Raw genomic sequence first — 14,725 nt, 5'->3', positions numbered from 1 at the left:
GGGGCTGGCTCGCAATGGAGTGCATTGACTTAGTTCTTGGTCAGTTTAAACGGATAACCACTTATTGCGAACTCCTGAATATTGAAGGTTCTTCGCTTGGGGGATGAGCACTTATGAATAACTTAAAGGAAAGGACGCCGGTTCTTGCCCGCAAGATTTTGCGCTTCCAAACCAGCAATTTCTGTCAGTTTCTCAAGCAGTTTCTACATGCTAAAAGGCTGGGATAGTTTCATCTTCGATCTGTGATCGGAATGAAACATGAGCCTTTTGGGTCCTTGCTCCATGGCTGGTTTGCTGGATGAAAATGCATGTATACCTTTCAAACTCCAGACGTAATTTAACTCTTCTCTCCATTGCAGTTGCTTGTCTGTTTGGGGCTTCAATTGGGTGGGCAGATACATATCCTTTTTCTGACAAGGCGACAGGGGACTGGAATGGAGTGAGAGCCCGGATGGTCGAAGCGGGAATAACGCCTCTGTTATTTTATGACGCTGACTTACTGTCCAACCCCGTTGGCGGTCAGAACCAGAGCGCCGCATATGCTGCATCACTTCTTGGAGAGCTTACTTTTGATCTTGAAAAAATTATTGGAAGCAATGGTTTGAGTTTTCATATCTCCGTATCTTGGGATCAGGGAAGAGACCTTTCTCAGGATGATATTGGAAACTATTTTATAGCCGCAGAAACCTATGTAGATAATGTACTTCGCCTTGCAAAAGTCTATTTTGAACAGGACCTGTGGCATGATAACCTACAGATAAAGCTAGGAAAAATTCCTGTTGGAGATGGTTTTGCTTCCGATAATTTTTACGCAAACTATGTCAATGCGGCAGTGAATCCCAACCCTTTGAGCCTGCAAAATGATGTACCCTCATTCACGTCGGATCCACTTGCGAATTTGGGAATACAAGCGAGCGTCTCGTCAGATACCAACCTCTATTTAAGCGCGGGTGTTTTTAATGCCGACCCGAGTGTGCAAGCACCCCATAAACACGGTTTGGACTTCAGTATGGATTTGAACAGAGGTGTTTTGATGATCGGAGAGTTTGGGTATGACGTCGATTATCTTGAGGGACAGGGGAGACTTCCTGGCCATTTTGCAGTGGGAGCCTTTATGGATACGGGGAAATATGAGAATTTGAACAACCCTGAAAATAGCTCCTATAAAAACTTTGGCTACTACGTCATGGGCAGACAGATGGTCTATCAAGAGCATGGTGAACAAGGGCTTAGCCTTTGGGCGGTGGCAACGCTTTTTCCCAAACAAGGCATTAACGCAGTACCATTTGCGGCATATGGGGGGCTTTCCTATAAAGGGCTTTTCCCCACTCGGGACGAGGACATAACAGCCGCTGCTGCATACCTTGCTCAATTCAGTGAAGAGTTAGAAGGGCAGAATTTCGAACTGGTCTGGGAAGTAAATCACCGTGTGCAGTTCACGAAGTGGTCCTATTTAACAGCTGACCTACAGTATATCTCCAACCCGTCTGGTCGAGGGGATATTGATGATGCTGTCGTGGTGGGTCTGGAGTTCCTAATAGATTTTTAGGAGCCCAGACTTTGATAAATATTTGGGGGAGTTACCCTTACTTTTTCAGGATTTCGTAGGTCTCACTCATATCGTACTCAGGTATCGCAGTCATCTAAATACATGGTATCAGACTGAGGCATGAGGAGTAGATCTTCGTGGAGAACGGCTACTATATTTCGGTTTATAGTCATGTTGGAAATCTGGAGTATCTTTATGATATTGCTCTACGTCATGACCATAGTATCAGCTTGTGGCATAAAAAGGGTAAAGCCATTGATCTGGTTCAGGTCTGGGAGCTGGAGCGGTTTTCGGGCCAGAAACATCACATGCAGCCCTTCTATGACCGGCGTCATTTTGAGTGCTTTTTGCAAGAGCGTCTTCAACCGCTCGGCATAAATCTTTCACAGATTAAAGACATTTGGGGCACCCCGGGCCTTAATACCAGCCCAGTGGATTATTGGAGCGGTTACGGAGAATTTCCGCAGCATAATCTCGCTCACCTGTTTAGTGCGCTCATGGTCAACAAACGAATTTTTGACACCGAGTGTATTGTGGCTCTTGCTGTTGATGGTGGGCCGGACAATCTTGAAGATACCGAATGCCGCCAAAAGAACTATTATACAGGGGCTGTGACCAAACAGGGTGAAATCTCACTTTTCTCTGTTCCGTCTGCAGCACCCCTTTGGGCATTTCTACGCATGCATTTTGGCTTGAAAGAAGGGAGTTTGATGGCACTTGCAGGAGCGTGCAACGGGAAAGTTATACCTGCAAATACTCCCCCTCCGCCCATTTATACAATTTCAGATTCTATTCAGGCCGACAGTTGGTTCAAATCGACACTAGTGGACCTAGATCGTCTTTGCTCTGCAAAGAACGAAGTCCACTTTGACACACGCTTTACGCCAGCTGAAAGCAGGGCAGCGATGATGACAAAACTGGTCCAGACTTATACCGAAATGGAGTTGAAACAGACTATCGAAAATGCTCTTGTCGCCCATAATGTGAATGCTCGTGAATGTTATCTGGCAATGGCAGGCGGAGCGGCCCTGAACTGTCCTGCCAATACTTACTTGATGAATGAATTCGGTTTTAAGGGGTTTCTCGCACCGCCTTGCGTTAACGATTCCGGGCTTTCTATGGGGTTGGGCCTGCTACGGTTTTATAAGGATAACAAAGACTTTCAATTCAAGTTGTCATCTCCATATTTGGGCTCAATGCAGGGAGCAACTGTAGAGGAGTTATTAAAGGGCGGAGAATACGACCAGTTTATTGAAAGCACGTCTCAATTTACAACAAGTCAATTCGCCGAGGATCTTCTTGCTGAGCCGCTGGTGTGGTTTCAAGGGCAAGGTGAAGTCGGCCCGCGCGCCCTTGGGCATCGCTCGCTTTTGGCGGATCCGCGATTTGAAAAAAGTAGGGAGATTTTAAACCGGATCAAACAACGGCAGTGGTGGCGTCCAGTTGCTCCAATCATTTTGGAGAGCTGTATGAACGACTGGTTTGAAAACTCATTCCCATCCCCATACATGCTCCAAGCATTTACTGTGAAGCCAGAGAAAAGGCACAGAGTTCCGGCAATCTGTCACTTAAATGGGACTGCTCGGGCGCAAACACTCACGGGCGATCAGAATTTGGAACTCTATCAGGCGATTGAGGCTTTTTATACGCGTACTGGTGTACCCATGCTTTGCAATACCTCACTCAATGATCGTGCTGAGCCGATCCTGAACAGCGTTGAGGCAGCCATTGTTTTTGCTTTAAAGAAAAGGTTGCGTGTTGTTTATGCCGACGGGGTTCGATTGGAGCTGACTAACTACAGTGCCTATCTTAAAGGACGTGAAAGGACGTCAAGTACAAGAAGTTTTCAGCCCTCTCCGAAACTTGATTTGGAGCAAGAGAGGAAACGCGTTAATCCGCTTGGCTTTAGCCGGGAAGAGCTGGTCCTAAAGCAGCAAAATCCACGCTTGCGGACTTTTGACCATCAAGACCCTCAGGAGCAACCGAAACTTCGCAAACTTCTTAGAAGGATCAGGGCGCAGTTTTCAAAACGAGTGGATTTTCAGTTTATAGATCTATTCCATGACTTAGGCGGCACAAATATTAGCTCCTTACCGGAGGATTCAAACAGATCGGATAGTTTTCTGAACCACTTGGAGGAGGCGGATGGATAATCTAGAAACTGGAGGGAAAATAGATAAACGCCCAAGCTTTGCCAAACTTAAAGAACTCCGGCAAAAGGCTCGGGACGCTCAAAAAACTGGCAACTATTCAAGAGCTGCACGCCTTTTTTCCGAGCTGAGGGAGGTAAATCCCAATAACTTGGCAGCGACACTAGGGCTTGTTAGAGCACAACAAGCCCTAGGTGAGTATGTGGAGGCTCTTGCCCTTGCAAAGAGAGCGCTTAAAAGCTGGCCAGAGAAAGAAAAATTGCTCCGCCAACTCGCTCTGCTTTATAATGCGCTTGGAGATTATAGGAAGGCTGCTGAGTTTTCCAGGCAGCTTTTAACAAAAGATCCCGAGAACTTACTAGGCCTCCGGACAGAGTTAAGCAGCTTGCTATTGTTGGGAGAATATGATGATGTGGAACTCAAAATTGAGAGGGCGTTGGAAAGTCACCCCTCTGACGTTATCCTGCGACGTATCTATATACGCTTAAATAGAGTGCTCCCCTTAACGCAAAAGTCGCTTACTAGAAGTGCCGAATGGTTCAAAGAATCTCCCGCAGACAGGATCTATATTTCCTTTTATCTAGAGTGCCTTCGCCATTTCAACTTGGAAAAAGAAGAACAACAGGCAATATCCAAATATAAGCAAGCACGGCAGCAGGAGGGGGAGTGTAGAACTGCAGTGGAATTTCGGACCCGTCTCAATGAGGTTCCGGCCATACCCGAAACAACCAAAGTTCTTTGCCGTAGTATTCAAGCGCTATTGTGCTCAAAAGAGACGAGTGCCCGCACCTATGAACAGGAGATGGCTTGGGGTATAGCGGCTGGAAGACTTGCAGCGCATACATTTTTTAATTTGCCAGATGATGCGGAAGACATGCAAGAACTATTTTGTCAGCCGGATCTGAGTGTGATTGAGACAGCATTGGCAAAAGGCAAGGGATGCATGTTGGTAACATCCCACCATGGACCGAACATGGCAGCTTGTTGGTTTCTGGAACGGCATTTCCCTAAATTCAAGCGAGTGGGGGACGAGCGAATCCTTTCAGTTTCGCATCGGCCGCAATCATCCATACGGCCCGCTTCGGCGACATCTATTATATTGGGCGGGAAGTCTAAGATGCAGTTGCGTTCGCTCCTGGACGCACTGCAACAGAACTGTGTTTTGGGTATAGCTTGTGATGGCTTTTCATCAAGCTCAAGTGTCGAAGTCGATTTTTTACGAGGTTCTTTAAAAGTATGGGACCTACCAGCCCGTTTGTCAGTTACCTACGGGATTCCAACAATCTGGTGCCAAGCCTATTGGCATGGAGAAAAAATTAACATTGAAATCGAAGAGATAGCTATCTCCGGCCAATTAAGAGACTCTGCTTCAGCAACAACCGAATGGGCACGTTGCTTTGTTTCAAAGCTTGAGAGGCACCTATGTCGAGGACCAAAGAACTTCATTTATTCTCGTAAATTCTGGGCAAGGGCATTAGGTGCCTACCCAAACTAATTAAACCGAAGGGGTTTTATGAATACTGTCTCTCCAACGGATAATTTTGCGAGTTTTCGTAGCCCTGCCTATAAAAAATGGGTCGCAAAGCGCATTGGTCACCTTCTTAAAGTAACTCCACAGCTAAACACTCGGTATAGGACTGCGAAAAAAGTCGTTCGTGCTTTCCGCCGCCCGGCCTTTTACGAAACCTCGACGCGGTGCAACCTCAAATGTGAAGGCTGCTACTATTTTGAAGGGGGGGGAGAGGCGGTTCAAGATGCGCGAAGAGATGATACGGAGTGGGGCCGTTTTTTCAAAAGTGAACAGCGGCGCGGTGTTTCCATGGCCTACTTTGTGGGTGCGGAACCCGCATTGGAGCCCAAGCGTCTTCTTTCAGCAGCGAAGTGTTTTCCCTATGGAAATATTGGAAGTAATGGAACTGTAAAGATCCCTTCGGAAGTGCCTTATCGGATCGGGGTGTCTGTCTGGGCAGCAGATGAAAAAACGGATAGGCTGCTGCGAGGATCAGGGGCTTTTCCCAAAGCACTCCGAAACTATGCTGGTGATCCTCGGGCGATTATTCTTCTAACGGTATCACGTTGGACAATAGATCAAATTCCACATGTTGCCCATTTATGTCGTGAACATGGTCTGCCGCTCACATTCAATATTTATTCGCCAACCCAAAGCTACTTGCGCAAGCTGGGCTCAATGCAAGTCAATGATCAGGCATTTTTCAGGGTTAGTACACTTCAGGACAACCCGCAACTTGGTCTTAGCGACCTGTGCCGCATGAAAGAGACTATTGGAGAGGCCATCGAGAAGTTTCCTGATGTGGTTGTATATGACCGCGGCTATAACAAGATGATGAGTGCTGCGCGTGCCCCACATGTCGTTAATCCGCAAACGGGAGTAGCAGAGGGCTGTGGTTCTCGAATCGTGGAGCCTATGCGCTACTTTGGGACGGACCATCAGCCCATGAAGGTAAAGTGCTGCACACCTGACGTGGATTGTCGCTATTGTCGGCTCTATTCCGGTGGATGGTCCTCACGCTTTGTTCCAAAACCTGAAGATCTGGAGAGTATTTCTGCGTTTAAGGGCTGGTTGGATACCATGGATACGTTGGGTCGTATCTTCCTTTATGAAAATCCTTTGGTAAAGAAAGGCCAACCTGAAGAAAAAGATAATCCAATTTTGGAGGAGGCCACCAGTTGAGTGCTGTGACCCCAGTTCCTAGAATGTCTTTCCTGTCAGCTGATCGCATAAACTGGGGAAGCCTTTCCCAGATTATGCGTTTTCGTGCACACACACGACCATCGGAACTGCTAGAAACGCCGGTCATTACCAGGAAAATTAAAGGTCGGAAAATTGCATTGATCGCAGATGCAGCTGCTGCGGAACTTACTTTATTTCGAAGCCCCTACGCCTTTCCTAAAGCGGAAGTCCAGCGCAAGGTAGCTTTCGCAGCTTTGGGGCAAGGACTAAGTGGAACGCCAGGAGCACAGAACTCCAAGCAAAGGCGTGCCATCCGCCCTTTGTTTAGCTCAGTTCTGAAACACTCCATTCACTCGGTCGCTGCAGAGGCAACAAAAGATGCAATCACGCGCTGGCTGCGACAAGGCGTGATAAACCTGAGCATGGAAATGTCAGAGCTCACACTACAAGTCGCTTGGGCAACGCTCTTTGGAACGGGAAAATATCAGGGGCGAGAATCACTTATAACAGACGTTACTCAGCAACTTTCTAAGGCTCATAAAGCGAACTTTATTGGAAATGCCAAAATTATTCGACAACTTACCAAGTATTTGATTTCAAGTGGTCGCTGGAAAAGCTTGCCGCCAGATAATCCATTTTCGACTATTATGGGTTCTTCCGAAGCCCATAGCGGTGGGCTTAGCAAAGAAGAAGTTGAAGCAAATGCAACGGTTTTAGCAGCTTCGGGGCATGTAACAACCGGTATTACACTGGCATGGTGTTTGTGGCTGATGACACGCTTTCCAGCGTATCAGGAAAAGCTTTTTAATAATATTGTTACCAGCGAGAAGCCCGCAAAAGACCCTTTACTCATTGCGGTAATTAATGAAACTATGCGTTTGTTCCCGCCTGGTACTGAAACAATGCGTGATGCTACAGTGCCGTTGAGCATAGGAGACGATGAAATCGAGGCAGGAGCTTTGCTGATTATCTCCATCTACGCGTTGCATCGCAGTCTCAGATATTGGCAGGATCCAGACAGTTTCCAACCTGAGCGATTTCTTGGAAGTATGAATGTTCCTCGAGGTGCATTTATTCCATTTTCAGGTGGCCCCTATGGCTGTCTTGGTGCGGCGATCGCACAAGAAGAGATGGTACAGGTCATGTCCGTTATCTTGAAGCATATCCAACTAACGCCAATTTCAATAGACGGTGCTACTGCTATGGGGCTGGAGGCAGGCGTTTGCCTTTACCCCGATCGCCCTCTTCTCGTACATGTAGCGAAACGCTGAGGGCGAAATCTTGAGGCGTAATCACTCATAAATGCGGATTGGCAATAAGAGGAAAAATCCGCTTGACCAAAATGGACAGGCTAGAGACATGACTTAGGACCTGTTTACATACTTCGGAACCATAGCCTGACAGCAGCAATGTGTAAGAAACCCAAGTAGCTACAAGCTGTTTTGTCGTAGCGAGTAGCCACCCGCCTTGCTGTTTTAAGCTTGTTGAAGCATCGTTCGACTTGATTTCTAAAAGCGTAGATGAAGCTATCAATTTCTATAGAGGCCTTACGGTTCCGGCGTCCGGGGATTACCGTTGCTCCACCATTTGCTTGGCAATCTTCGCGAATACGATCAGCGATCAGGACCTTGGCGGTAGGTCCATCCCCGTCATATAGGAGATCATATCCTTTGTAATCGGAGACTTCACCGCCAGAAACCTCAAGACGTACCGGCAGTCCCATAATATTGGAGATCAGGTGGACTTTCGTCGTAAAGCCACCTTTTGAACGGCCAAAACCCTGTTTTTGAGTCCCCCTTTTGCGCCCGCAGCCTGCTGATGAGCACGGATGATAGTGCTATCAATCATATGGACACTCGTGGGAGCAGAACTGCTATCATTAAGAACTGACAGGATTAATTCCCAAAGACCTGCTTGGTTCCAACGGCGAAATTGCTGATAAACACTGATCCACTTGCCAAACTCTTGGGGTAAGTCGCGCCATTGTGCGCCCGTACGGGCAATCCAGAATATCCCGTCAAGAACACGGCGGTGATCCTTAGGTTTTCGGCCACCCCGTCCCCGTATTGCAGTTAAAAACGGCTCAAAGAACGCCCATTCATCATCACTCATCAATTGCCGTGCCAAGATAGTTTCCTTAAAAACTACCCTGAATCACAAATCACTGGGTTTGTGAAACCTATTTGTAAACAAGTTCTAGGAATTGTAGTTGCTGTAATATCTCACATTGTTTTCAATTAGAAAATTGCAAGGATAGCGCAACATTATCATCAACTATAAGTTGTTAATTGTAATCGTAACAATCTAAAGGTGGGGGTCGATATCCGGGTGCCTACAAGTACCCTACAGGCGCGGCCTACAAACATCCCGTGTCCATTCTCTTTAGAGTGCGTTCCGTTTGATTGGGTTCAATCAAACGACAAGAATTTGCTTAAAATAAAACAGTTAGATCATGAGGCGTGAAAGGAAGTGAACGCAACATGCTCTAAAGCATTTCTAGTGACATTAAGAGGTCGCAATGGGACAACCGTTTATTTCGCAAATTTCATTATGGGGCTTGAGTTTCGCTGTGGAAGGTTGGGCTTTTTGTGATGGTCAGGTCATTGCAATATCTCAAAATACGGCACTTTTCTCTCTACTTGCAGACAGGTATGGTGGAGATGGCCGTTCGACGTTTGGCTTTCCCAACTTGAAAGGGCGTATGGCGTTTGGACCGGGGTATTCAGGAGAGAAATGCGGAGCCGTTGGCGGCGTCGAAACAGTAACTTTGAATGATGCAACTATGCCGCAACACAGTCATCCTGGTACTATTTTGACGGTCGCAAATGCATCTGGTACAGGCGGGCCTAGTTCAAATGTTGTTATGGCAAAGCCTGCTGTTACGACTTCAGGTGGCACCGCAACTGGCAGCTCATTCTCGGACAGTTCGGGAGTAAATGCGCTTATAAGTACTGGGGTGGATAATACCGAGAGTATAGGGGGCAATCTTCCTTTTTCAGTACGCAGTCCATATCTGTCTGTGACCTACGAAATCGCTCTTGAGGGATATTACCCGGCACGGGATTAAGGTTACCGGCTTTCCCGCGCATTCCCATATTTTTCATGGAGCATATTATGGCAGAACCCTTTATTTCTCAAGTTTCCGCATTTGGCCTTGAGTTTACAATCAGAAACTGGGCCCGGTGCCAAGGGCAGATTATGGCGATTAGCCAAAATGAGATGCTATTTTCACTTATATCCAATGTTTATGGTGGGGATGGAAGAGTGTCCTTTGGGGTCCCAAACTTGATAGGGCGTACAGTGTTACACTCTGGGCAAGGACCAGGCTTGGGTGTGTACCCAATAGGGAGCTTTAATAGCCAGCGTGATCAAGTGCTTACGATACGCGAGTTGCCGTCTCATGCCCATATCATTCGGCAAAAGGCGCAACCATATTCGGGAACGGATCTTGTTCCAACTGCTGATACCATCACGGCTATTCCAGAAGGTACTTTTTCTGGTTTACCTATAACTGCAGATTGGTATGCCGCCGCGTCAAACCTCACTGATCTGTCTTCGCAAGGCTCTCCAAGTACTTCGGTCAAAGGAAGCAGTTTTCCAATACCAACAATCTCACCCTATCAGGTTATCACTTACGAAATAGCTTTGATTGGAATATATCCTTCGCGTAGCTAGCGGTTCCCCCCTTATCAGCATGTTCAGTCACGTTGACACCGGGAAAGAGTGTTTTACCCCACTGGAGACAGGAAATGTCCGAACCCTATATTTCTCAAATTTCCATTTTTCCTTTGTTTTTTGCAGTCCGAGATTGGGCATATTGTGATGGTCAACTGATCGCAGTCTCCCAAAATGTAGCCCTATTTTCGCTGGTGGGGACCACGTTTGGTGGAAATGGCATTTCGAGCTTTGGTCTGCCAGAAATGCGGGGCCGTGTCGCGGTTCAGCGCAATACCAATGGAACATACTTTCTGGGGCAAAAAGCCGGAATAGAGACTCAAACTCTGGTTGTTGGAAACTTGCCAGCCCATACCCACAGCAACTTGTTTTTCGGCGCTACCCAAAATGATGGATCTGAAGACCCTGGGCCTTCCATGACACTTGCTAGTCCTAAAGTTGGAGACATTGTTGGTGATGGTTATGTGCGACCGGACAGCAATGCGGTTACTTTAGCAAACAGCGGAAGTCGAACAGTTAGCGCTGGGTATGGTCGCAACTTCTCAGTCATGGACCCTTTTATGTGCATGAGCTATGAAATTGCGCTTAAAGGCGACTACCCTTCACGATCTGGATGAAGGCCTTTTCAAAAATATGAGTGGGAAGGTATGGGATGACAGAAGTTAACTCCTTGGACGTAAAGATCAGACCGGCCCGAGCCGGGGATGAAGCATTTTTGAAACGAGTTCATGAAACTGAGAGGTTTTGGGAGTTCGCCCCCCTTCTCTATGCTGGAGATGACGAGAATTATCATAGGGTGGTTGCTCAGCAGTATGATGCCCATCATGACGTGTATTTTAATTGTTATACCGTTGCGAAGTATGGAATAATTTTACTTTGTGGGAAGCCGGTCGGTCGCCTTTACCTGGATGAAAGAGACCAAGAATTCAGGGTTTTGGATATTGCTCTTTTACCGCATTTTCGCGGAGAGGGAATTGGCTCCATAGTGATGCACGGCGTTTGCGCAACTGCAGCGCGCAAACAAGTGCCCGTGTCCTTGCATGTGCATTCACTGAATGCTGCCGCCTATCGTTTTTACTACAGGTTAGGGTTTGAAATCGAGAGCAATAACCATCGTCATATTTTAATGCGCTGGTTTCACCCAAGCTATGAGCAGTTTGTAAACGGGCACGTTATTCCACCTGAAGTAACAATCCGGCGAATGCAGCAATACGGCGCTTAATGAAGACGGATTTTGAGACGAAAGTCATTTGAAAGAGCCTGATGAAGTCGCAGTTCCGGTTTCTGGGCATCGTTTAAAAGAGCAATCTTATGGAGGCTGTTATGAAGACAATGAAAGAACTGGAACATAAGGACTTTGAAGGTCTGGTTGGTGAGGTTTTCACTATTGGGCATCATCAGGCCAAACTTTCCGAGGTGAATGTGGGGCCAGAGACCCCAGCTGAGTTCAGGGAGCAATTTTCGCTGTTGTTTGAATGCCCGGATGACTTCGTGGGCGAACATGACACCCTAGCTCTCTGCCATGACAAAACTGGAAATCACTCGGTTTTTATCTCAAAAGTCATGGGTTGTAAAAATAAGGCAAATCTACAAATCGTGTTTGGGTAGCACCCAAATACTGCGAAATACTACAGGGCTGGTTGTGTGAAAATACCGCCAGTCCTTAATTGCACTTAAAGTGCGTTCAGTTTGGTTGAGTTCAAACAAATGACAAGAATTCTCTTGAACTAAAGCAGCTAGGTCATGAGGCATGCATGCAATGCGCTCAAAAGCGGATCTCCGAAAAGTGGGCGCCGGTTTTCGGAGATCCGCTAAAATTACGTTTATTGCTCGCCTGCTTGAAGCCTGCTTTCGACATACTGCCCGTGCAATCCAAAATGCACACCGCTGCAAACTTTTGTCGCGCTACAATATCAAGTGCTGAAAACAAAAAAGACACCTCGCGGTGCCTTGTCATTTCAATCTTCATTTGAAGAGAGATGGTAGCGAGGGAGGGACTTGAACCCCCGACACGCGGATTATGATTCCGCTGCTCTAACCAACTGAGCTACCCCGCCATCCGGTGCGCTGTGTTTCGGCTTGTTGCCGCTGCGCTGTGAGGGGGTGTATAAGGATGTTAAGCTGGTCCGTCAAGAAGACTTTTCCGATCTTTATGGGGAAAAAATGAACCTGTGAAAAAATGGGTTCGCAATGGTTTGCTCGGTAAATTGGAGGAGGGGCTGGAACCTGGCAAAATGGCTCCAAAATATAATCTTGGAGCCATGAGTGGGGGATTGGATTGACGCCCATCCGATGGAAGCCACTGATTAGAGGCTGGCAGCTTCCCAAGCTTTTCCGGTGAGGGCTTTAAGAGCTTCTTCGGCTTCGGCTTCGCGCTCGGCCCGTTGAATCCAGCCACCACCAAGAACGCGGGCCTCTTCGTCGTCCCGATCAAAGAACACACAGGCCTGACCTGGAGCAACGCCCATCTCTCCGGCGTGGAGGTCTACGGTGACCACGCCGTCCTTGTAGAACAAGCGTCCAGGTGATGGTGGGCGGGTAGAGCGAACTTTGGCGTGAACCTCTAGTCCGTCTTCTGGGATATCCTCAAGCTCGCCAGAACCAATCCAGTTCACTTGACGCAATAACAGCTTGTGGGTTGCCAAGGCTTCCGCAGGGCCAACAATCACGCGGCGTTCCTCTGCATCCAGCTGCACCACATACAGCGGCTCGCCAGTTGAAACACCAAGGCCACGGCGCTGTCCAATGGTGTAGTGGATGATGCCCTTATGTTGCCCCAGAACGCGACCATCCATATGTACAATGTCGCCCGGGTCAGCTGCGTGTGGACGCAATTTGGAGATAACGTCCGTATAGCGGCCCTGCGGCACAAAGCATATGTCCTGACTGTCGTGCTTATCAGCAATTGCCAATCCGAATTCGCGGGCCAGTTCTCTTACTTCCGGCTTGGTCATGCCGCCAAGTGGGAAGCGGAGAAAGTCCAGCTGCTCTTGGGTAGTGGCAAACAGGAAGTAGCTCTGGTCCCGGTCAAGGTCCACAGGGCGGAACATGGCGCGGCGGTTGCCAGAAATGCTCTCGCGCACATAGTGCCCGGTGACAAGAACATCCGCGCCCAGATCCTTGGCTGTTTCCAGAAGGTCTTTAAACTTTACCGTCTGGTTACAGGTTACGCATGGGATGGGCGTTTCCCCGTTGATATAGCTATCTGCAAACTTTTCAATCACCTGCTCTTTGAAGCGGGATTCATAGTCCAGAACGTAATGGGGAATGCCAAGCTTTTCGGCAACACGGCGGGCATCATGAATGTCCTGTCCGGCGCAGCACGCACCTTTTCGTTGTACGGCTTCGCCATGGTCGTAAAGTTGAAGGGTAACGCCGACCACATCATAGCCTTCGCGTTTCATCAAACCAGCGACAACTGAAGAGTCGACACCGCCGGACATGGCGACCACGACTCGTGTGTCTTGCGGACGGCCTGGCAAACCAAGGCTGTTCAGCATCTTCAAAACCTCATTAGTTCAGGCGCGAAACTTATCTTTATTCTGTCGATAGGGGCTGGGACTTAAAGTCAATCGGGAGGCTTTTGTCTTGTACCCCCGCGCCATTTGTTTTTATGTTGGCGGGACCATACACAAAAACTGGAGGAAAACCAATTGAAGAAGATACTTTCTTATATCCGCAGGTAACGCCTTACCATTTCATGTCGAAAAGGGAATCGATTGCGGCGAAGCGGAAGGGCGTACCCGTGATTTATTTGGGGGAGGGGGCCTGTTTTTCCCGCAATGCACAGTCTCGGGATTTCCGGTGATATCCAAGTGAATTCTCTTGTCATTCAATAAGTTTGAGAGTCCGGTGATGGAATCAAGAGAAGTCCAAGTGTCAATAGTGCTTGGGATGTTTGGTTAAAATTTTAATTATTACAGGCGTTTATTTTGAAAAGTGCTGGAATGCGCACTACCACTTCCAAACTTGAGGCAGGAAAGTTTCGGAAACTTTTCTCATAATCAGACAACATTATAAGTTGGGAGACTTACGGTGTTTTCGTTTTTTCCATTCTTCATTGACTGCAATTTAGCTGCTTTCTAAGCTGGGTGGCATGTTGAAGCCGTGGCGCAGCCCAGAGCTTCTCCTTATTTTTAAATTTGAGTGGCCTAGATTTCTTGATCCATCATTGGCCGAAATCGCATTAAATACTTAATAAGTAATTCAGTAATAAAACTTACTGAAACCTTGATGCTGGCTTAGGTAAATTTTAAAGGCCTTGGTCTAGTCTGGTAGCCACCTTGGTCATGATGTGTGTGAGAGTAAAATGGCCGAACATATGCGTTCGAGAGTTAAATATGTCATTGGTCCCGACGGAAGTCCGCTAACGATTGCGGACCTTCCACCTACGACAACGAAACGTTGGGTCATTCGCCGCAAGGCGGAAGTCGTGGCTGCTGTTCGTGGTGGTTTGTTATCGCTTGATGAAGCGTGCAGCCGTTATACACTGACAGTAGAAGAGTTTTTGTCTTGGCAGCAATCCATAGACCAGCATGGTTTGGCAGGGCTTCGTGCCACACGTGTTCAGGACTACCGAAACTAACTAAGTCTTTTCCGTTCAAGGTTGGAAGGGCCGATAAGTTTGGCCTTTTCTAGGGCATCACGTTTCGTGGTGCT

12 protein-coding genes, 1 tRNA gene and 1 pseudogene are annotated in these 14,725 nt (G+C 47.6%); 11 read left to right on the top strand and 3 right to left on the bottom strand.

Annotation, left to right across the window (positions count from 1 at the left end; translation table 11 throughout):
• Nucleotides 1-298 precede the first annotated feature (298 nt).
• The 5 genes from P6574_RS16540 (at nt 299) to P6574_RS16520 (ending at nt 7,662) form a co-directional block, all read left to right on the top strand.
• Complete coding sequence (locus P6574_RS16540; RefSeq protein WP_310621357.1) at nt 299-1,549, top strand: carbohydrate porin; 1,251 nt, start codon at nt 299-301, stop codon at nt 1,547-1,549.
• A 137-nt stretch (nt 1,550-1,686) separates the two neighbouring features.
• The gene (locus P6574_RS16535; RefSeq protein WP_310621356.1) at nt 1,687-3,702 is read left to right on the top strand and encodes a carbamoyltransferase C-terminal domain-containing protein; all 2,016 of its coding nucleotides are present in this window, start codon (nt 1,687-1,689) and stop codon (nt 3,700-3,702) included.
• Complete coding sequence (locus tag P6574_RS16530) at nt 3,695-5,194, top strand: LpxL/LpxP family acyltransferase (RefSeq protein ID WP_310621355.1); 1,500 nt, start codon at nt 3,695-3,697, stop codon at nt 5,192-5,194. Before P6574_RS16535 ends, P6574_RS16530 begins: the two co-directional genes overlap by 8 nt.
• 18 nt (nt 5,195-5,212) lie before the next feature.
• Nucleotides 5,213-6,391, top strand: coding sequence for a hypothetical protein (locus P6574_RS16525; protein ID WP_310621354.1), 1,179 nt, complete (start codon nt 5,213-5,215; stop codon nt 6,389-6,391).
• A 5-nt stretch (nt 6,392-6,396) separates the two neighbouring features.
• The gene (locus tag P6574_RS16520; RefSeq protein ID WP_310622182.1) at nt 6,397-7,662 is read left to right on the top strand and encodes a cytochrome P450; all 1,266 of its coding nucleotides are present in this window, start codon (nt 6,397-6,399) and stop codon (nt 7,660-7,662) included.
• Between the two features lie 104 nt (nt 7,663-7,766).
• Here P6574_RS16520 and P6574_RS16515 read toward each other — a convergent pair.
• Nucleotides 7,767-8,503: pseudogene (locus P6574_RS16515) on the bottom strand (IS5 family transposase).
• A 406-nt stretch (nt 8,504-8,909) separates the two neighbouring features.
• Between P6574_RS16515 and P6574_RS16510 the strand changes: the two are divergent.
• From P6574_RS16510 to P6574_RS16490, 5 genes are all read left to right on the top strand, one after another.
• Nucleotides 8,910-9,458, top strand: coding sequence for a phage tail protein (locus tag P6574_RS16510; RefSeq protein WP_310621353.1), 549 nt, complete (start codon nt 8,910-8,912; stop codon nt 9,456-9,458).
• Nucleotides 9,459-9,505: 47 nt separating this feature from the next.
• On the top strand, nt 9,506-10,066 hold the full coding sequence (locus tag P6574_RS16505) for a phage tail protein (RefSeq protein WP_310621352.1): 561 nt from the start codon (nt 9,506-9,508) through the stop codon (nt 10,064-10,066).
• 74 nt (nt 10,067-10,140) lie between these two features.
• The gene (locus tag P6574_RS16500) at nt 10,141-10,683 is read left to right on the top strand and encodes a phage tail protein (protein ID WP_310621351.1); all 543 of its coding nucleotides are present in this window, start codon (nt 10,141-10,143) and stop codon (nt 10,681-10,683) included.
• A 35-nt stretch (nt 10,684-10,718) separates the two neighbouring features.
• On the top strand, nt 10,719-11,288 hold the full coding sequence (locus P6574_RS16495) for a GNAT family N-acetyltransferase (protein ID WP_310621350.1): 570 nt from the start codon (nt 10,719-10,721) through the stop codon (nt 11,286-11,288).
• A gap of 101 nt (nt 11,289-11,389) precedes the next feature.
• On the top strand, nt 11,390-11,674 hold the full coding sequence (locus P6574_RS16490) for a DUF6916 family protein (protein WP_310621349.1): 285 nt from the start codon (nt 11,390-11,392) through the stop codon (nt 11,672-11,674).
• Nucleotides 11,675-12,046: 372 nt separating this feature from the next.
• On the opposite strand, the gene P6574_RS16485 is transcribed toward P6574_RS16490, so the two are convergent.
• Together P6574_RS16485 and mnmA are read right to left on the bottom strand one after the other, a co-directional pair.
• Nucleotides 12,047-12,123 (bottom strand) — tRNA-Met (locus P6574_RS16485).
• Between the two features lie 249 nt (nt 12,124-12,372).
• Complete coding sequence (gene mnmA, locus P6574_RS16480; RefSeq protein WP_310621348.1) at nt 12,373-13,566, bottom strand: tRNA 2-thiouridine(34) synthase MnmA; 1,194 nt, start codon at nt 13,564-13,566, stop codon at nt 12,373-12,375.
• Nucleotides 13,567-14,375: 809 nt separating this feature from the next.
• Between mnmA and sciP the strand changes: the two genes are divergently transcribed.
• Nucleotides 14,376-14,651 carry a CtrA inhibitor SciP gene (gene sciP, locus P6574_RS16475; protein WP_310621347.1) on the top strand — a complete coding sequence of 92 codons (276 nt, stop codon included), beginning with the start codon at nt 14,376-14,378 and terminating at the stop codon, nt 14,649-14,651.
• Nucleotides 14,652-14,725 lie beyond the last annotated feature (74 nt).

This window comes from Pseudovibrio sp. M1P-2-3 (genome assembly GCF_031501865.1).
GTDB lineage: Bacteria > Pseudomonadota > Alphaproteobacteria > Rhizobiales > Stappiaceae > Pseudovibrio > Pseudovibrio corallicola.
The sequence above is the reverse complement of the archived record's forward strand: the minus strand, read 5'-3'. Positions and strand labels throughout refer to the sequence as shown.